Here is a 23,676-nt window from a genome sequence, read left to right on the forward strand (position 1 = left end):
GTAAAGGAATCCTCAGGCCGGTAACCCGCCGACAACCCACGGTTCGATCAGCTTTTCATCCAATCCTTCGAGAAATCTCGACGGTTTTGTCAGGATCATGCCGGTCTCCCTGTCGTAGATATTGATCGGGTAGGTGATAAACAGGTGTTCCTGCGCCCGCGTGCAGGCCACGTACATGAGCCGGCGTTCCTCCTCCATCTGTTCGATGTCGTCCACGGCCCGCGAGGTGGGGAACCGGCCGTCGAGCGCGTAGATGAGAAAGACGCTGTTCCATTCAAGCCCTTTCGCGCTGTGGATCGTCGAGAGGACCAGGTATTCCTGCTCTTTCCCCGGAGAAGTCACGTCGGCGATGCTCTCGGTCGGCGGCTCGAGGGCGAGGTCGGTCAGAAGCGAGCCGATATCGTCGTAGCGGGCGGCGATGTTCTCAAACGCTTCGAGGTCCTTTTTTCGTTTCGTGTGATCGTCGTACTGCTTCCTGAACATCGGATGATAGTAGGTGATGAGGCGCGAGACCTTGTCGGCGGGCGAGGACCGGTCCGCGCTCATCGAGCGCAAGAGCTCAAAGAGTTCTTTCACGCTCGCCGGATACGAGGTGTATTCGGCCCAGAAGGCCGACGACTGTCCGGAGCGCCGCTCGAGGATATCGTCGATGATCTTCTCCGCGCTCCTCGGACCGATCCCGTCGATCAGGAGCAGGATCCGGTTCCACGCGACGACGTCCCTCGGGTTCTCGATGACGCGAAGATACGCGATCATATCCTTCACGTGGGCGGTTTCGATGAACTTGTACCCCCCGAACTTCACGAACGGGATATTCGCCTTCGTGAGCTCGATCTCGAGATCGAAGGAATGGAAGGAGGAGCGGAAGAGCACCGCGATCTCCTCCAGCGGGACGCCCTCCTCGCGCAGGTCCAGGATCTTTTGGACGACGAATTTCGACTGGTTGTTTTCGTCTTCCGCCACCACCAGCTGCGGAAGCGAGCCGCCGGATTTGTTCGTGAAGAGTTTCTTGGTGTACTTGTGGCGCACGGGCATCCTAGTCGAGCGCCCGCCTTAAGATCTCGTTCGCAACATCGAGGATCGCCTGCGTGCTCCGGTAATTCTCCTCCAGCGTAATGACCTTGCACTCCGGGAAGTCTTCCGGAAACTCCAGGATGTTGCGGATCGTGGCGCCCCTGAAGGAATAGATCGACTGTGAGTCGTCCCCCACGACCATCAGGTTCTGGTGGCGGTAGGCGAGCAGTTTCACGATCTCCGACTGCAATTTGTTCGTATCCTGATACTCGTCCACCATGATATACCGGTACTTTCCGGAGATCTCGGCTCTGACCGGCTCATGTTCCTTCAAAAGCCGCACGAGGTTCAAAAGGAGATCGTCGTAATCCATCAGGTTGTGGGCCGACTTGTAATCGGCGTAGGAGTGAAAGACCGAGCAGATGTCGTCGAGCTGCTCGAGGTAATGCGGATAATCCGCCGCGAGGATGTTCTCGACGGGGGTGATGGTATTGATCGACCGGCTGTAGAGATCGTACAACGTCTCTTTCCGGGGAAACCTTCGCTCCTTGGTGTCGAGTTTGAGGCGCGTCCGGATCAGGCTGACGACATCCTCCGCGTCGCGCTGGTCGAGTATCGTAAAGGCCCGGTCGTAGCCGAGAAGGGATGCGTGCCTGCGCAGGACGTAATTTGCGAACGAATGGAACGTTCCTCCGGAGACCTTTTCACACCGGTGGTCGAGGAGGATGGATGCCCGCCGGAGCATCTCCTGGGCGGCTCTCCGGGTAAAGGTCAGGAGGAGAATGTGTTCGGGCCTGGCTCCGAGCTCGACGAGGTAGGCGACCCGGTAGACGATCGTCCGCGTCTTCCCGGTCCCCGCTCCGGCGATGATCAGATGGGGCCCGTCGATCGAGGTGACGGCGTCGTGCTGGGCGGAATTCAGCTGATTCTTGTAATCGATCAGAAAACGCTGCGGGTGAACGAGGTGAAGCTCATCCGGGCGCTTCTTCAGTTCGTATCGTTTCATTCAGAATAAATATATGAAAAAGGAAATGGGAATGCGAGAACTCTTGATTTGCAATTGATGGCCCGAATCGATATTTCTATACACCAATGACTGACGTGATCATACTCGGCGCAGGGGCGGCGGGCCTCATGTGCGCGATCGAGGCGGGCAAGAGGGGAAGATCGGTCCTCGTGCTCGAGCGGAATAAGAGGATCGGTGAGAAGATACGGATCTCGGGGGGCGGGAGGTGCAATTTTACCAACAGGGTGACCGAACACGAGCATTATATTTCGGAAAACCCCCATTTCTGCAAGTCGGCCCTTGCCCGGTTCACCCCCGATGATTTCATCTCCCTCGTCAACAAACACCGGATCGCGTATCACGAAAAGACTCTCGGCCAGCTCTTCTGCGACGGGTCGTCGCTCGAAATCATCAAAATGCTCGAAAAAGAATGCGGCGATTCAGGCGTTCGCATTGTTTCCGATTGCCGGATATCGGACGTGCGCAAGCGGGACCGGTTCGTGGTCACGACGGGCGCAGGGGAGTTCGAGTCCGGTTCGCTGGTCATCGCAACGGGCGGATTGTCCATCCCGAAGCTCGGAGCGACGGACTTCGGATACAGGATCGCCCGACAGTTCGGTTTGAAGACTACGCAAACGGCCCCGGGGCTCGTCCCGATCACGTTCGGCAAGGAAGATCTCCCGTTTTTCAAGTCGCTCAGCGGCGTCTCCCACGAAGCAGTCGTCCGCTCCGACGGGGAGGAGTTCCGGGAGAATATCCTCTTTACGCATCGCGGTCTCAGCGGCCCGGCGATACTTCAAATATCCTCGTACTGGAAGGGAGGGGATGCGATTACGATCGATCTGTCTCCGGATGCCGGAGTTCAGGAATTCCTTTCCGGGAAACGCAAAGCCGGAGGGGAGCTTTCGACGGCCCTCTCAGAAATACTCCCGAGACGACTGGCGAAACAGTTGTGCGAACTGTACGGATGGTCGAAGCCCGTTCAAGGATACACAAACGAGGAACTCCTGTCGATTGCAGCCCGGCTCCACGACTGGAAGCTGAAACCGGATGGCACCGAAGGCTATGGGAAGGCGGAAGTCACACGGGGCGGCGTCGACACGAACGAGCTCTCCTCCAAGACCATGGAAGCAAGAGAAGTCCCCGGGTTGTACGTAGTCGGGGAGGTGGTGGACGTTACCGGGCACCTGGGTGGGTACAATTTCCAGTGGGCGTGGGCATCGGGGTTTGTGGCAGGGCAGTATGCCTGATCTTTGAACCTGCAGAGCACCTGCTTCAAATTACCAGTAGTGCCTCAGTTTGGCCGTCTGACTCTCCAGCTCGTCATGCTGACATGCTTTAGGTCAGCATCTTCCAACTCTTTTGGTAAGATCCCGACCTGAAACATGTCGGGATGACGGCAAAAGATGAAAATGCGACACTACCAAATTGCCCGGTCCTGCTTACATTATGAAACTATTTTCTTATATTTCCAGACTTTGAATTCATACTCGTGCTGAAACCTAAACTCTTTACAACACTCGAGCACTACTCCCGGGAACAATTTGTCGCTGATCTCACGGCAGGGCTGATCGTCGGCATCGTCGCCTTGCCGCTTGCGATAGCGTTCGCAATCGCTTCCGGTGTTTCGCCGGAGAAAGGGCTCTTCACTGCCATTGTCGCCGGCTTCATTGTGTCCGCACTGGGAGGGAGCAAAGTCCAGATTGGCGGCCCAACCGGCGCCTTCGTTGTCATTGTCTATGGCGTTATTCAATCCTATGGGATGAACGGATTGATCATCGCCACAATCATGGCCGGCATCATCCTCATGATTATGGGTTTCGCCCGATTTGGCTCCGCAATCAAATTCATTCCATATCCCGTCATCGTCGGGTTCACAAGCGGTATAGCGCTCATCATTTTCTCGTCGCAGGTCAAGGACTTTCTCGGATTGCAGATGGGCGCGGTTCCGGCGGATTTTATCGAGAAGTGGGCCTCCTTTGGCCGGCATCTTGATCTGGTAAATCCGTTTTCTATCGCGATCGCAATCGGCTCCCTTTTGATCATCATGCTCTGGCCACATGTTTCACACAAAATCCCCGGACCTCTCGTCGCGCTCGTTCTTTCCACGCTTGTCGTGCAATTGTTCCATCTTCCCGTAGAGACAATCGGTACCCGGTTTGGCGAAATTCACTCGATGTTGCCGGCACCTTCGATCCCATCCGTGGATTTCGCCACTATGAAGCATCTCATCGCGCCCGCGACGACCATAGCGCTCCTTGCGGCGATCGAGTCGCTCCTCTCCGCCGTTGTCGCCGACGGGATGATCGGAAGCAAACATCGGTCAAATATGGAGCTAGTCGCGCAGGGCGTGGCGAATGTTGTCGCGCCGTTGTTCGGAGGTATCCCGGCTACCGGCGCAATCGCGCGCACGGCAACGAATATCAAAAATGGCGGGCGTACTCCGGTCGCCGGAATGACTCATGCGGTCGTTCTCCTTGTTATCATGGTGTTTTTCGGCCGGTGGGCGACTCTCATTCCGCTTTCGTGCCTGGCCGCGATTCTCGTTGTGGTCTCGTATAACATGAGTGAATGGCGCTCATTCAAAGCCCTCCTCAACAGCCCGCGCAGCGATGTTGTTGTCCTTCTCACGACGTTCGGCCTCACGGTGATCTTCGATCTGACTGTTGCAATCGAAATCGGCGTAGTGCTTTCGGTCTTCCTGTTTATGAGGAGGATGGCGCTGGTGACAAACGTGGGAGTTGTGACGCGCGAGTTACAGGATGAAGACGAGAGTGATGATCCAAATGCCATTGACAAGAGGATCATTCCCGACGGCGTCGAGGTCTACGAAATCAACGGTCCGTTCTTTTTCGGCGCAGCGTATAAATTTGAGGAAGCGATGAACCTCATTGAAAAAGCCCCCAAAGTCCGGATCATCCGCATGCGAAACGTCCCATCGATCGATTCAACCGGCATGAATACTCTGAGCAGAGTGCATCAGAATTGTGAAAAGCGCCACATCGCGTTTCTGATATCCGATATCCATACCCAGCCGCTCTACGCTCTGGAACAATCGAAATTGTTTGATAAAATCGGAGAGGATAATATATTCGGCAATATCGACGACGCCCTCAATCGCGCGCGGGAAATGCTCGGCGTCGCCAGGGTTGAAAGACCTTCCTCTGCCACGCCGACGGTTAAAAGAGAGATGAAGTAGAAGGCGTGACCGGGTTTGATAATGGAAAGCCCACATTTCCGGGAACTTCCCGGGCATGTGGGCTTTGTAGTTTGAAGTAATTCTCTTATTCGAACTTACCGGCCGAGCTTGAACTGACAACCAGTCCGATCACCGGGGCGACATGGCCTGGTAGCTGAACTTCTGCCCGCCGACCGAGGCTTCGTACATCAGGCCGGCTTCGTCGAGAGTGAACACGGCTACGCCGTTGGTATATTTGGCGTTGGCGCTGGCACCCGATTTGAGCGCCACAACCGTGACCTGGGCGTCAAAGGCAAAATTACCGGTCTTGAAGTTGTCGAAGGCTTCCTTGGTTGTGAAGGCGATAATCTCCGCATATTTCTGGCCGCCGAGCGACAAGCCGATCGAAGCCTGCGTCATCGCGCAATATCCTCTGGCTGTGCCCTTCCCATAGAGAACGCCCTTCCCATATGCCCCGCCGACTCCGATGGCGCCCTTGCCGATCGATGGGAACACAGCATATCCATAGGCGTCGTTTAAGACCTTGGTAAAAGTCGGGTCATTAGTTTGGGCCGTGGCCAGAACCGCGGCGGATTCATCCTGAATGGCGGACCTTCCTTCAGCGGACGTGGGGGCAGTCGAGCAGCCGTTGAGCGCCAGGAAGCATATGATCGACACCGCGAGGAAACAAATTGATCTTTTCATGGGGACTCTACCTTTTGTGGTAAGTGTGGTTGAGCAAATGAATTGGGTAAATATAGTGATGATTCTTTCAGGAGGACATAGCCCTTAGGAACGAAAGATGGGTTAATACCGGCGGCCAGATTTTTCGCCCATACTTCTTCTATTCGAAGAATTAGTATGAATCGCAGGAGAAAAGGGGGTTGAAGCGAGAGGGGGGCCTTATTACAGACGAGTTGTAAAACCGCTTGAGAAGAAGATTGCCGCGGTTACTAGGTTCCTTGTTCCCGGGCCAGCTGCCCAAGCAGATTGACAACGTCCTTCGGGGTGCGGAGGCTTGATCGGGCCTGTGTGCGGCCGATTCCCACCCGGATCGATAAGGCGTCAGGGGGCGTCGCGGCCTTTGCGGGCCGGCGATACTCCAAATGTCTCCGGGTTATATGTAATCGGGGAGGTTGTGAATGTCACCGGGCATTTGGCTGGCTACAATTTCCAATGGGCATGGTCATTAGGGTTTGTCACAGGACAATATGTGTGATTTCAGGATTCGACGAACTCCGTGAGAATGAAGAAAGCCCGCACGACCAGCAATTCACCGTCATGCGGGCTCTGCCATTTGCATGTCACTTGGCCTGGTAGCTGAACTTCTGCCCGCCGACTGAGGCCTCGTACATCAGGCCGGCTTCGTCCATGGTGAAGACGGCCACGCCGCTCGAATACTTAGCGTTGGCGCCGGCGCCCGATTTGAGCGCCACAGCCGTTGCTTGAGCGTCGAAGGCAAAATTACCGGTCTTGAAGTTGTCGATCGCTTCCTTTGTCGTGAACGCAATAATCTCCGCATACTTCTGCCCGCCGAGCTGCAACCCGATCGAAGCCTGTTTCATATCGCAGTATCCTATGGCAGTGCCGTTTTCATAGAGAACCCCTCTTCCATACGCCCCGCCGATCCCTATGGCGCCCTTGCCGATCGAGGGGAACACCGCATACCCACGAGCATCGTTCAAGACCCTGGTGAGGGTCTGGTCATTGGATTGAGCCTTCGCAAGGACCGAGGCGGATTCATTCTGGATCTCTGACCTTCCCTCTGATGATGTGGGTGCGGTCGCGCAGCCCGTCAATGCCGACAGGCAGATGGCAAGCACGGCGAGGAAACCTGATGAGCTCTTCATAGGTGATCTCCTTTATGTTATTTGTTCTTTGGCTAACTGCCCAAGCAGATTGACAACGTCCTTCGGGGTGCGGAGGCTCGAGCGGGCCTGTGTGCGGCCGATTCCCACGCGGATCGATACGGCGTCAGGGGGCATCGCGGCGAAGAGGTCCTCGTCCGTGGAGTCGTCTCCGATCGCCATGATGAATTCAAACGACCCTTTCGAGAACCAGTGGAGTGCCGCCAGCCCTTTGTTGATCCCGCTGTTCCGGACCTCGATAATCTTCTTTCCCTGAAGGACCTGGAGGTCGATGTTCGCCGTGAACCTGTGCAGATCGTCCATCAGTTCCATCGCCGTGAGCTTCCCCTGCTCGGGGTCGGTACCCCGGTAGTGCCAGACGAGCGAATAATCCTTCTCCTCCACGGTCGATCCCGGAAACCTGTCCGAGTAGGCCTCGAGGATCGGTATGATCTTTGGTTTCCAGTCGCTGGTGAGAGTTTTCAGCATGGTCCATTCGCCCCCCAGTTCCCTCATCCACGCGCCATGTTCGGCGACCAGACCGACGGGCAGTGAGCCGAGAAAATCCTGGAGGTCGGATTTTCTACGCCCGCTGACGATGACCACTTCGTTTCGGGGATCTTCGCCGAGCTTTCTCAGGATCGCAAGGACTTCGTCGCCGGGGCGCGCGAGTACCGGGCGCCTGGTAAAGCCGACCAGCGTCCCGTCATAGTCAAGGAAGAGCAGACGCCGGGAAGCCCGTCCGTACTTCCGGACGATCTCCGCCCGCCCGGGCGCGGTGATCTGGTTGGAAAAGAGCGTCTCTTCGCGCCTTCGGATACCCGTCAGCTCCTGGATGATGTCCTTCGCCCATCGCCCCACCGTATACCGCTGGAGCCGGCTTTGCATGATCTGGTTTCTCCGGACCTGCTCATCCAGAGGCATCTCCAGCGCCTCCTTCAGTGCCTGCACGATTTCCTCCCGGATATTCGGATTGACGAGGACGGCTTCGCCCAGCTCCTTTGCCGCTCCGGCCATTTCACTCAGGATCAGGACTCCGGTTTTATCGGGCCGGCTTGCGATGTATTCCTTCGCGATGAGGTTCATGCCGTCGCGCAGGGGGGTCACGAGCGCAATATGGCTCACGGTGTAAATCGAGACAAGCGAAGTGAACGGCAGCGACCTGAATTGATAGATGATCGGTGTCCACGACACCCCGCCGAACCTGCCGTTGATTCTTCCGACGACTTCCTCGATCTGCTTCTTCATCAGTTCGTAGTCTCCGACTCCGATCCGGGAGGGGACCACGATCACGAGGAGCGTCACATTCCCTCTCCATTCCTCGTGCTGTTCCAGAAGGGTCTCGAATCCCTGAAGGCGGTTCAGGATCCCCTTGGAATAATCGAGGCGGTCCACCGAGAGGATGATCCGCGATCCGCCGAGCGACTTGAGCAGTTCTTCCCGCTCGTGCGCGACCTCGGGGCTTGACGCGGCGCTCTCAAACCGCTGATAATCGATTCCCATGGGATACGACCCGACCCTGACCAGACGGTCGCTCAGGACGATCTCCCCCATGTTGTTTTCGGTCCCGAGGATCCGGAGCGTGCACCGGAGAAAGTCCTGCATGTAGTCGTAGGTGTGAAAACCGATCTGGTTTGCCCCGAGCATTCCTTCGAGGAGCTCCCGGCGCCAGGCACCGGGCAGCAGCCGGAAGAGTTCAAAGGTCGGAAAGGGGATATGGAGAAAGAATCCGATCGGGACGTCGGGGAAGTGGGCCCGCAGCAGCCCGGGGAGGAGCAGAAGGTGGTAATCGTGGATCCAGACGATATCGCCGGGTTGGATTAGTCCGGTGAGTGCTGCGCAAAACGCCTCGTTCACCTTCCGGTATTGTTCCCAGTATTCCGGGACATACTGAACGATTCCCGGGAAGTAATGGAAGAGAGGCCAGATTGTCTTGTTGCAGAAACCCTGGTAAAAGTTCTCGAAATCCTGTTCGGAGAAGAAGACCGGCAGACAGCGGTGTTCCGCAAGCGCTTTCGACCGGACCCCCTCCCTGAGCTCCTCTTCGATCGTGCTTCCCGGCCATCCGACCCAGACATACTCTTCGATCCCGGTCTGGGAATTCTGAAGCGAGGAAAGAAACGTCCGGAGTCCCGTGGCGAGGCCTCCCACGCTTTCGCTGAATTTCAGCTCGCCCCGCTCGTGTGTGATCGTAAAGGGAAGCCTGTTCGAAACAATGATCATCCTCCGGGCGGAGGGCTCCTGCGGGCTCACGGCGAGTCCACCCCCTCCCGGGTGATGATCTCAGAGATAGACAAGGTCGCCTTCGTGGAGGAGGGAGAGAAAGACGAGCAGATAATCCTTGATGTGCCGGGTGATCAGAAAATTGTTCTTGATATGCTCGCGGCCGTTTTTCCCGAGCGATTTGGCGTAGTGCGGCTCGTTGAGGAGCTGCTTAATCCAATACGCGGTCCCGTCGATGCTGTGGGTCAGGATCCCGGAATACTTGTGCGCGATCTGAAGTGGAATTCCCCCCACGGAGGATGCGATCACGGGTTTTGACTTCCAGAGGGCTTCAGAAACCGTCAGGCCGAACCCTTCCTTCAGCGACTTTTGCAAGACGACGGTCGAGCCGCGCTGAAGCGCGTTGATCTCGATATCGCTCGCCGGAGGGAGGAAGAGAATGAAGATGTCCTTGTCGGATGCCGCTTCGTTTTGCACCTCCTCCATGATCCTCGGCCCCTCCGGATCGTCGGTCGCGCCGCCCCCGGCGAGGACGAGTTGCAGATTGGCATACTTCTTCACTTTCTTGTACGCCTTGATAACCCCGACGGGATCTTTCAGATAGTCGAACCTCGAGATCTGCGTGACGATCGGCCTGGAACGGTCGATCTTGAATCTCCGGAACACCTCGTCGACGGTTTCCTCCGGAAGTTCCTTGTTCTTGTCTGCCAGCGGATCGATGGAGGGGGCGATCAACACCTGGCGGATCGCGAGTTCCCTGGCAAACGAGGGAGCCGAGAATACCGCCGTCTCATAGAGATTGACGTACTCCGCGAGGAAGTTCCACACGGAGGGATGCGGCTTCGAGAAATCGACATGGCCCCTCCAGACCCAGTGGTCGAGGTGGTTTTTGCGATGCTTGATGAGGCCGATCGGCTGGGGGTCGTGCACGAACACGAAGTCTCCCGACAGGTCCATCTGCTTGGCGTTGTTGTCGTTGATTTCCTGAAAGTAGCTCATATCGTCGGCCGAGAGGTCGATCGGGGCTCCGTGAAGAGCGTTATGGATCCCTTTCGTAATCGCGAAGAACCTCTCGTCCCCCTTGATCACGTCCCATCGGGTCTTCACGCCCAGCTGGTTGAGAAGCGGGACCATCCGCGTGAGGATTTCGGCGACGCCCCCGCCGACAGCCGTCGAGTTGATGGTCTGGATTGATCTCCCATCCATTTTTTGGGCGAGCAGGCGAAGTTCCTCCAGATCGCCCGCTCCGACGATGGGGGCGTAGTCTTCAATCTTTATCATGGCGCTTGACCAGTATGATGATTCGGTTCCGCAATCCCTCCAACGTGTGCGTATAGGGGTCGAGCCTCAGCATTTCATCGGCAAGCGTTTCCTTGCCGAGCTTTCTGAACCAGAGGGAAAAGTCGTTTTCCTCCCTCTCGAGCCTCAGGCGCGCGTCGAAGACATGGTAGTAAAGGGAATGGATGCTCACGGCTTTAAGGCCCTCCACGAATTCCCTGAGCGACGCCGCGCGGTGGGGGGTGGCGACCACAAACGTCCTCGAACCCATGAAATAGAATTCCTCGCCGGGCGGCGCCTCGGCGGTGCGGCCCGGTTGCTTCATCCGATCCTCCAGGATCCGGATGAATGCCGCCCGGAGGTCTGATATCTGTTTGAACTGAACGATATCGACGCTCGAGAGTATTTCCCCGAGAGCCTGCTCGTTCAGCACATTCGAGATCCAATACGCGAAATCGTTGGGGGGTTCGGGCGAGAGGTAGTGGTGTTGCTGAAGGAATTTGTGGGTGTGGAAATAGATGGAGGAGCCGGGCACTTCGCGGATCCCCTCCAGTAGCTCTTCCGCGCTCGCGGCTTTCCTGCCGAGAAGAATGGTCTGGTCGAATTTCGTGCTGAAGACGAAGGGCGAAATATCGGCGGACATAGTTCGTTCAAGACATTGTGATCGGCTCCGTGACGTTACTTCGTGCCCCGCTCGGGGCGGCGTTCAACGCTTGACGACAACCAGGCTCCCGGCAAGAATGTCGTGAAGAGCCTGCTTTTGCTGGGTCCAACCGGCCATCAGATACCCGACGCAGAGAATCAAACCTGAGAGTATTTTACCGAAATACCTCCCTGTCGCCCGCCCGAATGAAATGGGATTTCCCTGCAAATCGGTCACCCGGATGTTCATCGCCATCTTCCCCAGTGTGGCGCCCTTTTTTGATTCCATCAGGGAGAAATAGAGCCATTCCGAAACGACGAGGAGGAGGATCAGCATGAACCATGCGCCGATAAATGCCATCATGAGCGGCGCGAAGGACTCGGAGCCATTATCCTCGTAGGAATGTTCCCCCGCGGTGAATGCCCCAACGCCGATAATGAAGACGAACGGGAGGACCAGGATCAGGCTCAGAACCGAGAAGATAAACTTGTCGATCAGGTACGCCACAAACCGTTTCCAGAACCCGGCGTACTCCGCAATCTCCGGGTGGAGGGGCGGCGGTTGGACGATCATCTGTTCCATGGCATCCTTCTCTGAAGTGGTGTGTTCGGCTGCGAGATTCTCTCACGGCTTCAGCGGCCGGGAAACTCGCGGCGACCGGCGCTGCGTTCTCTCAAAGATTGTACGAAAAATTAGAGGGCATGTCAAGTTGGGGATCCGGATCTCGTTGAAGGCCTAGTTCATGAAATCCCAGCTCACGCCGAACCTGATGCTTCGATCGGGCATCGGGTAAAAGACCCGCATGATATACTGCCGGTTGGTCAGGTTTTCCCAGACAAAATGAACGTACGCGTTGCCGAGGTGTGCGATGAGGAAGAAGTCGCCCTTGCCGGATGGATCGATGGGAAACGGCGCGCCGGTGGGGACGTCCGTCATCGCCAGATCGTCGAAGCCTCTCCCTTCGTAGGCGCTGAAGAAACTGCCGCGCACCCCGACCTTCAGATTCAGATGGCCGCCGAAGAGCGTATCCCAAAAATAGATCCCGCCCGATCCTGTCCAAAGCGGAAACCCTGCGGTGCCATTTTCAGTCCCCGGTGTGTTGAGGTACTGAACGACTCCCTCCACAAAAAAACTCCCGAGACGGAGCGCGCCGGAGCCGTCGACCCCCCTCAGAACCAACGTGCCGGAGCGGCTGAAGGCATACGGGGTTGCCGGAAGGGGCAGGAGTTGCGGGACGATGGTGACCACATCTTCAATTGTTCGATGGAACGCCTTCAGTTCGAGTTTGGAGCCGCCCGAGGGATTCAAACGGATACCCGCCTCGACGAGCCGGTGCTCTTCCGCGTCATTCCCGGGGAGCGCCGCCAGAACGGGAGGTGTCCCCTCGATCTCCTGGATGGTCGGGAAACGAAAGGACCGTGAAACGCCTCCGAAGAGTTCGATCGAGCCTGGGAACGAGATCGCTCCGTCGGCCCCTGCGGCAAAACGCTCCTGGTCATCGGCGTGGTCGAACCGGCCGTACGCCGAAGCCGTTACAGCGCCCGGAAAACGGAACCCGGCTTTCCCGAAGAAATCATACCGGCTGGAGGCGAGTTCCTCTCCGTTCGTAAACGAACCCCCGTCTCCGGGCGGTCCCGCGCGGACCCGGCGGTGTTGAATTTCCCCCCCGAAGTCGAGCATCGAATTCCCGATTATGCGGTGCCCGGACGCCCGCATGCCATACCAGCGGGACTCCTGATTCTGCTGGAGAAAGGTCCCGTTCGCGCCAGGCCGGTTCTCCTCGTCGCGGAATTCCCGGAGGTTGTTCGAATAGTAGAGGGTCAGCGTATGAATCGCATTGGAATCAGAGGGAGGATTGAGCGCGAACCCGAGCCGGAGCTCGCTCCGTGTCCGCTTCTCGTAGGAGTCGGTGTTACGCACGCTCGCCTGAAAGCCCTCGGCCGGAATTTCGTTGAGCGTCGAGGCGTCGAGTCCTCCGTTCAGATCGAGGCGCGATTGGTCGTACATCCCGGAGCCGAAGAAGTTTAGACCGCTGGTCAGGTCGTACCGGAGCCTCAGCCGCCCGCTCCATGCGTCATAGTCGCTGTTCGGAAATCTTCCCCCGGTCGTCGTGTGGTTCACTCCCGCGGTCGTGTTGAGCCCGCGTATGATGTCCTCGCTGATCATTCCGTCGAGGAGGCTGTAACCGTATCCGTCATCGCTGTACCGGATATGGGAGAACGGATGAACGGCCCGCCGGCTCCTGTTTACGATGTTGATCGCGCCCCCGGCTGCATTGAATCCATAGAGAAAAGACCGGGTATCGGGGATGATCTCCACCCGGTCGGCATCTTCGAGCGGGTAGAGGTTCAGGTCATGAGTGCCGGAATAAGGTTCGTTGAGCAGGATTCCATCCGAAAGGATCGCGATCCCGCGGGCCCCGACTCCCTGCATGGTGAGACCCTGATACTCTCCCGGGGTTCCGAGCCCGAACGTGAAGACACCCGGTGTCATCGAAAGAAGATCGGCCAGATGTTCATACTCCATGAAGTTGCGCTCTGAATCATCGATCACCTGAGCCGGCTCGATCGACCGGTCGACGGACCCCAGGTAGGGAATTGAAATCAGCGGCTTTACGAGGGAGTCGGGCCGGAGCGCGGTTGCCCGCTCCGCTCTGCCTCTCTCAGCGGCGGAGGTATCGGTCCTGACCGTATCGGCCCGGGTCGTGTCGGAACGGACTGATTGCGAGGCTGCCGGGGGCGTACAGAAGATGCAAGGGAGGAGTATGAGAAGCGGTAACGCCGCGCCGGGGCGGAGATTCATGTGCACTCTCACAGCTCGACCGGCTGAAAGCTGGGCTCGAAGTGCGCCGGGGTAACCGAAACGAAGGAATCGCGTTCCAGTATGGCGGCGGCGGCCCGCGCCTCTTCTTCACCTGTGAAAAGTCCGTAGAGCGCGGAGCCGCTCCCGGACAAGTGTACGGCACCCGCACCGGCCTCATGGAGCGCACGCCTGGCCCGTTCGACACGTTCATGAGCTCCGAACACAAGGGGTTCAAAATCGTTCTTCAAATGACCGTTCAAATTTCGCAACTCATGCATATCGCGCCGCACCGCATCACCGAGAGAGGCGCGAGGAACCACTCCCGCCGGCGCAGCGGGCACGGAGGCGGACTTGAGATGCTTGTATGCCCAGGCTGTCGAGACCGGAATGCCCGGGTAGACGACGACGATCCAGTAGGGTACTTCAAGGTGAATATACTCCAGGATCTCTCCGCGTCCCGTCGCGCAGGCGGACCCCTCCCTCAAGAAGTAGGGAACATCCGAACCAAGCTTCAGCGCGAGACCGAGGATTTGCCGGAACGGAATGTCTGCGCGCCAGAGACGGACCAGACCGAGGAGCGTCGCCGCCGCGTCGGAGCTTCCTCCTCCCAGTCCTGCACCGGCGGGAATATTCTTACGCAGGAGTATCTTCACTCCATCTTCCCCCCGGAGGCATTCCCGAAGAAGGAGGGCCGCCCGAACGCACAGGTTCCTCTCATCGGTGGGTAATCCCTCCGGCACGCATTGCATCGAGATCCCGTCCGAGGGCTCGAGCTCCAGTTCGTCGAACAGGTCGATCCGGTGGAACACGGTTTCGAGATCGTGGTATCCGTCATCCCTCTCACCGAGGATGCGAAGGCCAAGGTTGATCTTCGCATAGGCCCTGAGTTTCAGCATGGCTCCAAAATACGCCGAAGCGGAGAGAGAAGCAATCTTTGAAATTCCTCCATTTTTTTGTACTTTGAGCACACATGGACGCTACGGCAACCCGAAAAACCGTGAATGGTACGAATCGATAAGATCAAAATCGGCGGAGGGAACCCGGTTGTCCTTATCGCCGGGCCGTGCATCATCGAGGGGCGCGAGATGACCTTGAGAATTGCCGCACGCATCCAGCAAATAGCCCGCAAACTACGCACTCCTTTTATCTTCAAGGCTTCCTACAAGAAAGCGAACCGCACGAGCGGGACCTCCTTCACCGGCCTGGAAATGGAAAAGGCGCTTTCGATTCTCGCGGAAGTAAAGAGAGAGTTTGGAGTGCCGGTCCTCACCGACATTCACTCTGCCGCCGAAGCATCCGCCGCCGGAGAGGTGGCGGACGTGATCCAGATCCCCGCATTTCTCTGCCGCCAGACGGAGATTCTCCGCGCGGCGGGGCGTACGGGGAAAACCGTGAACATCAAAAAGGGGCAGTTCATGGCGCCGGAAGATATGCGTCACCAGGCGCGCAAAGTCGCTTCAACCGGAAACAAACGCATACTTCTGACCGAGAGGGGTGTCACGTTCGGTTATCACAATCTGGTTGTCGATATGCGCTCGCTGAGCATCATGCGGGAGTCCGGATACCCCGTGATCCTGGACGCGACGCATTCGGTCCAGCTGCCCGCGAACGGCACGATCACGGGCGGCCAGCCCCAATTCATCTTCCCGCTCGCCCGGGCTGGAGCGGCTGTGGGGATCGACGGACTTTTCGTCGAAACCCACCCAAACCCTGCGCGCGCGCTTTCCGACGCGGCCAGCCAGTTGAAATTGGACCGCCTCGAAGACCTGCTCCGGCAGGTGGTGGCTCTCGACCGGATAGTCAAGGAGAAGTTTGCGGTCTAAAAACGGGCCGGCGGCCGACATACTGAAGAAGTGCAGGGGGATCAGGATGGTTGCCATGGATGTCGATGGAGTCCTCACCGACGGGCGCATCATCTACTCCGCGGACGGGATCGAATACAAATTATTCGATGCGCACGACGGCTACGGGATCGACAGGGGGGCGGGGAAGGGGCTGAAATTCGCCGTCGTTTCGGCGAGATCTTCGAAGGCCACGGCGAAGAGGGCGCGCGAACTGGGGGTGCTGGAAATCCACCAGGGGGTGAGTGAAAAGATGGCCGTCATCCGCCGGCTCCTCAAGAGATACGGTCTCAGGAACGAGGAACTCTGTTATATCGGGGACGATGAACTGGACCGTCCCGCCCTGGAGGCGGCCGGACTAAGCGCGGCGCCTGCCGATGCGATGCCGGAGATCCGGAGCCTTGTCGACTATGTTGCGAAGTCGGGAGGAGGGCGCGGAGCCGTTCGGGAAGTGGTGGATATGATCCTGCGGGCGAAAAAGTTGATTTAGGCCTGAGCATGACCGAAGCTCGAAACGATATGCAGTTTCCCAGACCGCTTCTGGTCCGCGAGCGCGAATGGATTGAGTGGGTTCTCCCGGCGGACCGGCCGGGCTACCGGGCGTACCGGGATCTCATCGGAGGGATGCTCGTCCTGGGCGAGGGAAGGCGGGGTGAGGGCGAACTCATACTCGGACATCCGGGGACGGCGCCCGATTTTTCAAGCCCGCTGGCGCCGCTCTTCGCGTACGGGGCAATCGACACCTCCGGCGGAATCGTTTCCATTTCGCTCCGTGAGATGATGGACGAGCAGATATCGATCGAGATCGTCGGGCACGGGACGGGCGAAATCCCTTCGCAGCTCGAAGAACGCGCGAGATGGACCTATTCCCTCTGGAACCCGGGGGATGCGTGCCCTCAATGCGGCCAGGGCCTTCGCGAGGTTCCGATGCACTCGACCGCCCCCGAAGCCGGCCGGCTTGTCCTTGCGCTGTGTGCGACCGACCGGCGCCTCTGGGTGTACGATCCAACGACGGGGGTGAACCGGCTCATTCCGGTAACCAATTTTTATAACGAGCTGATGCTCCATAAGAATATTCGGGAGCCGGAAATTGCGCTCAACTCGCGGCGGTTGTTCACCGACCTGCCCCGCTTCTCCGATTCCGATCTCGCGTACGCCTTCTTGACGTACAACAAGATCAGGACAAAGGTTCACGTTTCCGGGACGATCGAAGCGGACCGCAAGGAGAAGCGCGGTTTCGGCCATGGACTTCTCAAACTATTCACCGGAAAATGACAACCCAGAAAAAGATCATTAAGAAGGGGAGGGAGGTCGTCCGGATCGAGGCGGAGGCGGTCGCAGCGCTCGAGCGCCGGATCGACGCCTCATTCGCGCGCGCCGTCGAGCTTCTCTTCTCCTGCAAGGGGCGCGTGGTCGTCACCGGCATGGGAAAGTCGGGTAACGTCGCGCGCAAGATCGTGGCGACGTTCAACTCCACGGGCACACCCTCGCTCTTTTTGCACCCGTCCGACGCTCTGCACGGCGATCTGGGGATGGTCCGGAGGGAGGATGTGGTGCTTTGCATCTCCAAAAGCGGCGATACCGCCGAGCTCCAGAGTTTGCTGCCGATGTTCAAGCGCATCGGGGTGCCGATCATTTCGATGGTCGGGACGCGGAACTCCAAGGTCGCACAGCATTCGGACATCGTGCTGGATGCCGGCGTCAGGGAGGAGGCGTGTCCCTACGATCTTGCACCCACCTCCTCGAGCACCGCGGCGCTTGTCTTCGGCGACGCGCTCGCGATGGCCCTTCTGGACCAACGGAATTTTACGGTCGAGGACTTCGCCCGGTATCACCCGGGCGGTTCCCTCGGCCGGCGGCTCCTGCTCGAAATCGGCGAGCTCATGGTGAAGAACGACGCCGTGCCGAAAGTGCGGCGGGATATTCCGATCCGGGACGCAATCATCGAGATGACCTCCAAGCGGCTCGGGGCCACGTGCGTGGTGGGCGCGGACAGGAAACTCCTCGGCATCATCACCGACGGTGATCTCCGCCGCTTTCTCCAGAAAGCGGGCGACGTCACAGACATCACCGCCGAGATGGTCATGACGCGGCACCCGAAAACGATCACGGAGAACGTTCTCGCTGCGGTGGCGTTGCAGGAAATGGAGACGCACAATATTTCGCAGTTGATCGTGGTCGACGCGGCGAACCGGCCGGTGGGGATGGTTCATCTCCACGAGCTCGTGAAAGCAGGGTTGGGCGGGGAAACCCCTTGACGGGTTCGTCCACGTCGGCCGGGATTCTGACGCTGGCCGTTCTTCTCACCGGGTGCACGGAGGAGAGAGTGAAGCCCCCCGTCTCGTCGGTCGGCATGGGGCAGGACGTTCCCTCGCAGGAAAGCTGGAACGCGTCGATCACGTTCACCGACTCCGGCAGGACGACCGCCATCCTCCGCGCCGGGCATATCTCGATGTTCAACGACAAGCGGATGACGCGGCTCGATTCGGGCATCGTGGTCGATTTTTTCGACCGGGACGAGCGGCATACTTCCGTCCTGACCGCGCGATGGGGGAGGGTGAATGACGTGACGCACGATTTTGAGGCGCATGACAGCGTCGTCGTGGTGTCCGATAGCGGCAGGACGCTCCGGACCGAGGTGCTCTACTGGAGCAACGCCACTCAAAAGGTCACCACCCCGGCCTTTGTCGATATCACCTCACCGACGGAACATATCCAGGGTCACGGATTGGAATCAGACCAGGGATTGAAGCAGTACACGATCCTCAAAGTGACCGGACAAGCCAAGACGAATGAATGAGTTCCGCACGGTCCTTCTTCCGCATCTGCTCTTCCTTGCGGCCTGCCTCGCATCGAACGGGAGGGCGCAGGAGGCGGGAAAGGTCGTCGTGCTGAACCATGCAGACAGTCTCGTCGGCAGGGAAATCAACGGGGAGCAGGTGAAGGAGTTGATCGGAAACGTCCAGTTCACGCAGGGGTCCACCGTTGTGACATGCAGGAGGGCGATGCAGTATATCGCGGCGAACAAGATCTCCCTCGAAGGGGAAGTGGTGGTGGAAGACAGCAGCATGAGAATGCTGTGCACCCGGGGAATGTACTACGGCAACGACAGGAGTGCGGAAGCCTTCGACCATGTGGTGGTCGAGGACCGGAACACCTCCGTGACGGCGGAGTACGGAAAGTATTTCTCCAGGGAGAAAAAAACTTTTTTCCGGGGAAACGTGAGGGTCCAGGATACGGCCTCGATCATGACGGCGAACGAGCTCAGGTACGACCGTGCGGATGAGCACTCGGACGCAACCGGAAACGTGCGGATTATGAGCCCACGGAACCGGATGACGGTTTCCGGAAACCACTTCGAGGACTTCAAGCGGCAGCGCTTCAGCAGGATGACGGAGCACCCGAAGCTGCTACAGATCGACACACTTTCAGGGGGAGGCGGGGATACCATGGTCGTGACCGGGGGCGTCATGGAATCCTACCAGGACACGCTTGAACGCCTGGTGGCGCGGGACAGCGTGAACATCGTGCGGGGTACGCTCGCCGCGGAGTCGGGAGTCGCAATCTTTTATCCTCAGCGCGACAGCATCATCCTGCGAACGTCGCCGTTCGTCTGGTACGCGGCAGACCGCTCCCAGGACAATCAGATTTCTGGTGATTCCATCTTTATCCGGCTCAAAGAACGAAGACCGGAGACGATTACGGTTCGGGGTGACGCGTTCGCGGTCTCGAGGGCGGACTCGCTCTACCCGGCCCGCTTCAACCAGATGAGCGGACAGGAGATCATCCTGAGCTTCGCGGGGAAAGCGATCCAGCGGATCGATGTGGAGAAGACTGCGACGAGCCTCTACTATTTATTTGACGGGAAGAGCCCGAACGGGTTGAACAAGGCGTCGGGGGATCGCGTGACGATCCTCTTTAAGGAAGGACGGCTGGACGAGCTGAAAGTGATCGCCGGGCCGGAGGGGCAGTACCTGCCGGAGAAAATGGTCAGGCACAAGGAGGCCGAACAGAATCTGCCCGGCTTCAACTGGCGGGAGGCCGCAAAAAGACCCTCCCGCAAGCCCGAGGGGGCCCGGTGACGACTCCAGCCGTGCGTACGCTCCGGTCCGAAGGTTTGTGCAAGAGGTACAAGAAGCGTCTCGTCGTGGAAAACGTGAGTGTGGAGCTCAGACAGGGTGAGGTGGTGGGATTGCTTGGACCCAACGGTGCCGGCAAGACGACGACGTTTTACATGATCGTGGGGATGATCAAGCCCGCGCTCGGGCGGGTTTTCCTCGACGAACTGGAGATCACCCGCGAGCCGATGTATAAGCGGGCGAGGATGGGAATCGGGTATCTGTCCCAGGAGGCGTCGGTGTTCCGGAAACTGAGCGTGGAGGAGAATATCCTCGCGGTGCTCGAGCTCACCGAAACGCCCCGCTCGGCGCGCCGCGAACGCTGCGAACAGTTGATGGAGGACTTCGGCGTCACCCAGGTCGCAAAAAGCAAGGGATACATGCTCTCAGGTGGGGAGAGGCGCAGGACCGAAATCGCCCGCGCCCTCGCCACCGATCCGAAGTTCATTCTCCTGGATGAACCGTTCGCGGGAATAGACCCGATCGCGGTGGAGGATATCATGAAAATCGTGCATGACCTCAAGAACAGGGGTATCGGGGTCCTTGTCACGGACCACAACGTCCATGAAACGCTCTCGATTACGGACCGGTCGTACCTCCTCTTCGAGGGGAAGATCATCAAATCCGGATCTGCGGAGTTCCTTGCGAACGATCCCGATGCGAGGCGGCTCTACCTGGGGGAGAAGTTCAAGCTGGACAGGTATGATTGAGAGGCGGGTAGTGGGTTGGATTCGTTGCGCCGTCGATACGCGACCTGAAGGTCGCGCCTACCGATTCCTCGGGCCTGGTAGCCGCAGCCTTTAGGCTGCGTTTATTCGGTTCGGCAGATCAATTGCGCCCCATCCTCATCGCCTCTCCGAACTTCTCGAACAGAACCCTCCCCACCACAGCGTTTCCCTCCCTGTTCAGATGGCCGTTCAGGCGGAAAAAAAGGTCCGTATGCGCGGTCCGGTACCGTTCGCTAAGCGCGGGCAGGGCCGGAATCCATGCGAAGGAATGATCGTGCGCGAACGACGAAAACTCCCTGTCGACGAAATCGACGTCGATGCCCTCCGGCGCACTCCCCCCCGCCTTCACCAGCACCTGGATCTGCTGCGGAATCGACAACACGACGAAGGCCGTCTGGTTCGCCCGGCAGAAGGAGAGCGCCCTCGCGAGAAGTTGACGTGTGACTTCCATCTGCCCCCTGAGCCGGTCGTTCGCCGGGAGTGCGAAGTACTGTGAGCGGTCGGTGTTGAAGTAGAGTTTCGAATAGAAGGCGTCGTTCGAGAGGAGCAGTCGCTTCAGCAACGAGACGAGCTGCAGCCGGGAATCCTTGTCCCCCTGGTTCCTGACAAGGAGTGAATCCTGTTTAAGGGCCTGAAGCGTTTCGAGCGAATCGTTTCCGGCGACCGGCAGATTGGTCGCAAGATCGTTCGGCAAAAAGGCGAGGATGACCGCGTCGGGTTTGTAGACCGGGAGGAGGCGCTCCAGATAGAGGACTTCCTGCCTGGTGTCGTACCCGGAGACCCCCGCCTTTATGATATCGCAGCGCATCCCCGCCCCGGCGCACGCCCGCTCGAAGACCACCGGCCATATCCCCCCGTACTCCACCCCGGCCCCCCAGGCGAATGAATCTCCCAGGAGAAGGATCCGGAGAAGGCTGTCCGGTTTCACGGGAGTGTGAACGATGGTATCCCGGAACCCCTGATCTCCCACCCGGTAGTCGACGGAGAATTCGGGGCCCTCCAGAACGAGGTGCGCCCCGGGCCTGTTCAGATGCCCGAGCACGCTGTCGTCCATTCCGAGAGACAGACCGTTGACGGAAGTCGTACGGTAATCTTGCGGCAGAAAGAGGCGTACGAACAGTTCCGCCAGGAGCAACAGGGCGGCGCTGATCGCCAGGATGAGGAGGGTGTCTCGAAAAGCGCGGCGGGTTCCGGTCACCGCTTCCCGCGCAGTGATTCGATCTGCGCGACATGGTGGCGCCCGTGCCAGGCATAGAGGTCGACCAACCCGTCGAGCCGGTCGTCGCCATGTTCCGGATGGTGAAATGTGCGTGAGAAGTCGGCGGGTTCGAGAGACTCAAGGAACAGCACCCACCGGTTGTGCACCGCATCCAGCAGTCCGAGCGAGAGCTCGACCGGGGCTTTCCTGGCATCGTGAAGTTCCGCCCATACGCTCTGGTCGTACGGTTTGACGGTCGGCTCGCGCTCGGTCACGATAAACTTCGACCGGAGATACGCATGAAGATGGCTGTCGGCCAGGTGGTGGACGACCTGCCGGACCGTCCAACCGCCCGGGCGGTAGGGCGTTTCAAGCAGCTCTTCGGATGCGCCCCTGACCGCTTCCCGGAGTCTGGCAGGCGCCTCCCGGATCTGGCCGATCAATGTGCTCCGCAGACGTTCGTCGATGGATGAGTGCCTCTCAAATGGACCGATGGGATAGCGTGGGTCGGGCATGGGAAAACTCCTCTCGATAGTTCGTTATTCGTAACGCAGGGACTCCACAGGGTCGAGGCTGGCCGCCTTCCGCGCGGGGAAGAATCCCGCCAGAAGCCCGATGAGGGCCAGTATTGTCGTCGTCACGATCATCACAGCCGGGGAGAGGATCGGACGTCCGAGAAACTGCATGGGGCCGTCGTCGGCGGGAAAGAGCCATACCGCCGAAATCACCCCCCAGGAAAAAAGGATCCCGGCCGCGCCGCCGATGAAGGCGATCAGAAGCGACTCAAAGATGAATTGCGCGAGAATGTACTGCCGCCGGGCGCCCACGGCGAGCTTGATTCCGATTTCCCGGGTGCGTTCCTTCACGACGACGTACATGACGTTTGCCACGCCCACCCCGGCGATCAGGAGCGTGAGGGCTCCGACCGAACCCAAAAAGATCGACAGGCCGAGATTGATCTTGCGTCCGATTTTCTCGTCTTCGATGAAATCCCAGATTCCGAGCGCCCGTTCGTCGTCGGGAGCGAACTTATACTTTTTTCCCAGCACCTGGTACAACTGGGCCTTGATGAATTCCTGCTGTCCGGGATCGGAAGGGCGTATTACCAGGGAGTTGACGTTCGTCCTCCCGTATGCGCTCCGGAGGGTCGTATAGGGGATGATCGCCCTCCTCGAGTCGGGTCCGTTGTTCATGCTCGTCTGCAGCTTATTCTGGATGATGCCGACGACGGTGTACGGAGTGCCGTCGACGAGCACCGTCTTGCCGATCGGATCGGCGGTGTGAAAGACGTCCTTCGCGATTTCCGAGCCGAGGACAAGCGTTCGGCGCCTCTCCGCGACATCGACCTCGTTGAGGAACCGGCCCCCCAGCACGGGATACATCCGCCTCATTTCCTCGAAGGCAGAATTGACTCCCTCGCACTCGGTGGTGGTCGACGATTTCCCGTATGTCAGGGTGATCCCCGCGCGGTATTGCGGGCTTGCCATCTCGATTCCGGGGATCGATTGCCGCACCAGATCGACATCGTCTTCGGAGAGGCGTACCCGCCTCCCTTTCGCGAGCCCTTCAAAGGCGAGCCCCGTTTGACCGCCGTACACGATCATGATCCGGTTGCCGGCGTTCATTTCGCCGTTGAGCAGCCGGTTGCCGAGGCCTTCCCCGAACGAGAGGAGCAGGACGACCGAGATCGTCCCCCAGGCGATCGCCACGAGAGTGAGGGACGCCCGCACCCTGTGGATCTTCAAATCGTGAAAAAACTCCTTGAGTAATTCAGCCCACATGGCGGATCAGGGACGGATT

22 protein-coding genes and 1 pseudogene are annotated in these 23,676 nt (G+C 58.7%); 10 read left to right on the forward strand and 13 right to left on the reverse strand.

Annotation, left to right across the window (positions count from 1 at the left end):
• Positions 1-12 precede the first annotated feature (12 nt).
• Both VI215_11910 and VI215_11915 read right to left on the reverse strand, forming a co-directional pair.
• On the reverse strand, positions 13-1,029 hold the full coding sequence (locus tag VI215_11910) for an ATP-dependent helicase (GenBank protein HEY6193018.1): 1,017 nt from the start codon (positions 1,027-1,029) through the stop codon (positions 13-15).
• 7 nt (positions 1,030-1,036) lie between these two features.
• Positions 1,037-2,020, reverse strand: coding sequence for an ATP-dependent helicase (locus tag VI215_11915; GenBank protein HEY6193019.1), 984 nt, complete (start codon positions 2,018-2,020; stop codon positions 1,037-1,039).
• 86 nt (positions 2,021-2,106) lie between these two features.
• Here VI215_11915 and VI215_11920 point away from each other — a divergent pair, with 86 nt between their 5' ends.
• Positions 2,107-3,270, forward strand: a complete 1,164-nt coding sequence (locus VI215_11920) for an NAD(P)/FAD-dependent oxidoreductase (protein HEY6193020.1) — start codon at positions 2,107-2,109, stop codon at positions 3,268-3,270.
• A gap of 242 nt (positions 3,271-3,512) precedes the next feature.
• On the forward strand, positions 3,513-5,219 hold the full coding sequence (gene sulP, locus VI215_11925) for a sulfate permease (GenBank protein ID HEY6193021.1): 1,707 nt from the start codon (positions 3,513-3,515) through the stop codon (positions 5,217-5,219).
• A 129-nt stretch (positions 5,220-5,348) separates the two neighbouring features.
• Here the strand turns inward: sulP and VI215_11930 are convergent, their stop codons facing one another.
• The gene (locus tag VI215_11930; GenBank protein ID HEY6193022.1) at positions 5,349-5,903 is read right to left on the reverse strand and encodes a lipid-binding SYLF domain-containing protein; all 555 of its coding nucleotides are present in this window, start codon (positions 5,901-5,903) and stop codon (positions 5,349-5,351) included.
• A gap of 409 nt (positions 5,904-6,312) precedes the next feature.
• On the opposite strand from VI215_11930, the pseudogene VI215_11935 reads away from it, so the two are divergent.
• A pseudogene (locus tag VI215_11935) lies at positions 6,313-6,417 on the forward strand (NAD(P)/FAD-dependent oxidoreductase).
• An 85-nt stretch (positions 6,418-6,502) separates the two neighbouring features.
• Here VI215_11935 and VI215_11940 read toward each other — a convergent pair.
• The 7 genes from VI215_11940 to ispE form a co-directional block, all read right to left on the reverse strand.
• Positions 6,503-7,048 (reverse strand): YSC84-related protein, encoded by a 546-nt coding sequence (locus VI215_11940; protein ID HEY6193023.1) that lies wholly within the window; start codon positions 7,046-7,048, stop codon positions 6,503-6,505.
• A 12-nt stretch (positions 7,049-7,060) separates the two neighbouring features.
• Complete coding sequence (locus tag VI215_11945) at positions 7,061-9,268, reverse strand: bifunctional alpha,alpha-trehalose-phosphate synthase (UDP-forming)/trehalose-phosphatase (protein ID HEY6193024.1); 2,208 nt, start codon at positions 9,266-9,268, stop codon at positions 7,061-7,063.
• Positions 9,269-9,328: 60 nt separating this feature from the next.
• Positions 9,329-10,549, reverse strand: coding sequence for a glycosyltransferase (locus VI215_11950; protein ID HEY6193025.1), 1,221 nt, complete (start codon positions 10,547-10,549; stop codon positions 9,329-9,331).
• Entirely contained in the window at positions 10,536-11,189 is a 654-nt protein-coding gene (locus VI215_11955) for a DUF5752 family protein (GenBank protein HEY6193026.1), read from the reverse strand. The genes VI215_11950 and VI215_11955 overlap by 14 nt, the downstream gene beginning before the upstream one ends.
• Positions 11,190-11,252: 63 nt before the next feature.
• On the reverse strand, positions 11,253-11,771 hold the full coding sequence (locus VI215_11960) for an RDD family protein (protein HEY6193027.1): 519 nt from the start codon (positions 11,769-11,771) through the stop codon (positions 11,253-11,255).
• A 153-nt stretch (positions 11,772-11,924) separates the two neighbouring features.
• On the reverse strand, positions 11,925-13,991 hold the full coding sequence (locus VI215_11965) for a TonB-dependent receptor (protein ID HEY6193028.1): 2,067 nt from the start codon (positions 13,989-13,991) through the stop codon (positions 11,925-11,927).
• Between the two features lie 8 nt (positions 13,992-13,999).
• Complete coding sequence (gene ispE / locus VI215_11970; GenBank protein ID HEY6193029.1) at positions 14,000-14,887, reverse strand: 4-(cytidine 5'-diphospho)-2-C-methyl-D-erythritol kinase; 888 nt, start codon at positions 14,885-14,887, stop codon at positions 14,000-14,002.
• Positions 14,888-14,992: 105 nt separating this feature from the next.
• On the opposite strand from ispE, the gene kdsA reads away from it, so the two are divergent.
• The 7 genes from kdsA to lptB are packed head-to-tail and all read left to right on the forward strand — an operon-like array spanning position 14,993 to position 20,660.
• Complete coding sequence (gene kdsA, locus VI215_11975) at positions 14,993-15,814, forward strand: 3-deoxy-8-phosphooctulonate synthase (protein HEY6193030.1); 822 nt, start codon at positions 14,993-14,995, stop codon at positions 15,812-15,814.
• Entirely contained in the window at positions 15,804-16,322 is a 519-nt protein-coding gene (locus tag VI215_11980) for an HAD hydrolase family protein (GenBank protein ID HEY6193031.1), read from the forward strand. The genes kdsA and VI215_11980 overlap by 11 nt, the downstream gene beginning before the upstream one ends.
• A gap of 8 nt (positions 16,323-16,330) precedes the next feature.
• A complete protein-coding gene (locus VI215_11985) occupies positions 16,331-17,107 on the forward strand; it encodes a hypothetical protein (GenBank protein ID HEY6193032.1) in 777 nt (258 codons plus the stop codon).
• Positions 17,104-18,090, forward strand: coding sequence for a KpsF/GutQ family sugar-phosphate isomerase (locus VI215_11990; protein HEY6193033.1), 987 nt, complete (start codon positions 17,104-17,106; stop codon positions 18,088-18,090). The genes VI215_11985 and VI215_11990 overlap by 4 nt, the downstream gene beginning before the upstream one ends.
• The gene (gene lptC, locus VI215_11995; protein ID HEY6193034.1) at positions 18,087-18,632 is read left to right on the forward strand and encodes an LPS export ABC transporter periplasmic protein LptC; all 546 of its coding nucleotides are present in this window, start codon (positions 18,087-18,089) and stop codon (positions 18,630-18,632) included. Before VI215_11990 ends, lptC begins: the two co-directional genes overlap by 4 nt.
• A complete protein-coding gene (locus VI215_12000; GenBank protein ID HEY6193035.1) occupies positions 18,625-19,914 on the forward strand; it encodes an OstA-like protein in 1,290 nt (429 codons plus the stop codon). Before lptC ends, VI215_12000 begins: the two co-directional genes overlap by 8 nt.
• Positions 19,911-20,660 (forward strand): LPS export ABC transporter ATP-binding protein, encoded by a 750-nt coding sequence (lptB, locus tag VI215_12005; GenBank protein HEY6193036.1) that lies wholly within the window; start codon positions 19,911-19,913, stop codon positions 20,658-20,660. The genes VI215_12000 and lptB overlap by 4 nt, the downstream gene beginning before the upstream one ends.
• A gap of 118 nt (positions 20,661-20,778) precedes the next feature.
• Here lptB and VI215_12010 read toward each other — a convergent pair whose 3' ends face one another.
• Genes VI215_12010 through VI215_12020 form a run of 3 tightly spaced genes read right to left on the reverse strand, consistent with a single transcriptional unit; the run spans position 20,779 to position 23,657 of the window.
• Positions 20,779-21,876 carry a hypothetical protein gene (locus VI215_12010; protein HEY6193037.1) on the reverse strand — a complete coding sequence of 366 codons (1,098 nt, stop codon included), beginning with the start codon at positions 21,874-21,876 and terminating at the stop codon, positions 20,779-20,781.
• Positions 21,873-22,391: a putative metal-dependent hydrolase gene (locus VI215_12015; GenBank protein HEY6193038.1), complete on the reverse strand. Its 519-nt coding sequence runs from the start codon at positions 22,389-22,391 to the stop codon at positions 21,873-21,875. Before VI215_12015 ends, VI215_12010 begins: the two co-directional genes overlap by 4 nt.
• 24 nt (positions 22,392-22,415) lie before the next feature.
• On the reverse strand, positions 22,416-23,657 hold the full coding sequence (locus VI215_12020; protein ID HEY6193039.1) for an ABC transporter permease: 1,242 nt from the start codon (positions 23,655-23,657) through the stop codon (positions 22,416-22,418).
• Between the last annotated feature and the right edge of the window lie 19 nt (positions 23,658-23,676).

Source organism: Bacteroidota bacterium (genome assembly GCA_036522515.1).
Classification (GTDB): domain Bacteria; phylum Bacteroidota; class Ignavibacteria; order UBA10030; family SZUA-254; genus VBOC01.

Excerpts from the sequence above, each read along its gene's own strand:
- VI215_11915 (HEY6193019.1), bottom strand. The coding sequence starts at position 2,020 with ATGAAACGATACGAACTGAAGAAGCGCCCGGATGAGCTTCACCTCGTT.
- VI215_11920 (HEY6193020.1), top strand. The coding sequence starts at position 2,107 with ATGACTGACGTGATCATACTCGGCGCAGGGGCGGCGGGCCTCATGTGC.
- VI215_11930 (HEY6193022.1), bottom strand. The coding sequence starts at position 5,903 with ATGAAAAGATCAATTTGTTTCCTCGCGGTGTCGATCATATGCTTCCTG.
- VI215_11940 (HEY6193023.1), bottom strand. The coding sequence starts at position 7,048 with ATGAAGAGCTCATCAGGTTTCCTCGCCGTGCTTGCCATCTGCCTGTCG.
- VI215_11945 (HEY6193024.1), bottom strand. The coding sequence starts at position 9,268 with ATGATCATTGTTTCGAACAGGCTTCCCTTTACGATCACACACGAGCGG.
- VI215_11950 (HEY6193025.1), bottom strand. The coding sequence starts at position 10,549 with ATGATAAAGATTGAAGACTACGCCCCCATCGTCGGAGCGGGCGATCTG.
- VI215_11955 (HEY6193026.1), bottom strand. The coding sequence starts at position 11,189 with ATGTCCGCCGATATTTCGCCCTTCGTCTTCAGCACGAAATTCGACCAG.
- VI215_11960 (HEY6193027.1), bottom strand. The coding sequence starts at position 11,771 with ATGGAACAGATGATCGTCCAACCGCCGCCCCTCCACCCGGAGATTGCG.
- VI215_11965 (HEY6193028.1), bottom strand. The coding sequence starts at position 13,991 with ATGAATCTCCGCCCCGGCGCGGCGTTACCGCTTCTCATACTCCTCCCT.
- ispE (HEY6193029.1), bottom strand. The coding sequence starts at position 14,887 with ATGCTGAAACTCAGGGCCTATGCGAAGATCAACCTTGGCCTTCGCATC.
- kdsA (HEY6193030.1), top strand. The coding sequence starts at position 14,993 with ATGGTACGAATCGATAAGATCAAAATCGGCGGAGGGAACCCGGTTGTC.
- VI215_11985 (HEY6193032.1), top strand. The coding sequence starts at position 16,331 with ATGACCGAAGCTCGAAACGATATGCAGTTTCCCAGACCGCTTCTGGTC.
- VI215_11990 (HEY6193033.1), top strand. The coding sequence starts at position 17,104 with ATGACAACCCAGAAAAAGATCATTAAGAAGGGGAGGGAGGTCGTCCGG.
- VI215_12000 (HEY6193035.1), top strand. The coding sequence starts at position 18,625 with ATGAATGAGTTCCGCACGGTCCTTCTTCCGCATCTGCTCTTCCTTGCG.
- VI215_12015 (HEY6193038.1), bottom strand. The coding sequence starts at position 22,391 with ATGCCCGACCCACGCTATCCCATCGGTCCATTTGAGAGGCACTCATCC.
- VI215_12020 (HEY6193039.1), bottom strand. The coding sequence starts at position 23,657 with ATGTGGGCTGAATTACTCAAGGAGTTTTTTCACGATTTGAAGATCCAC.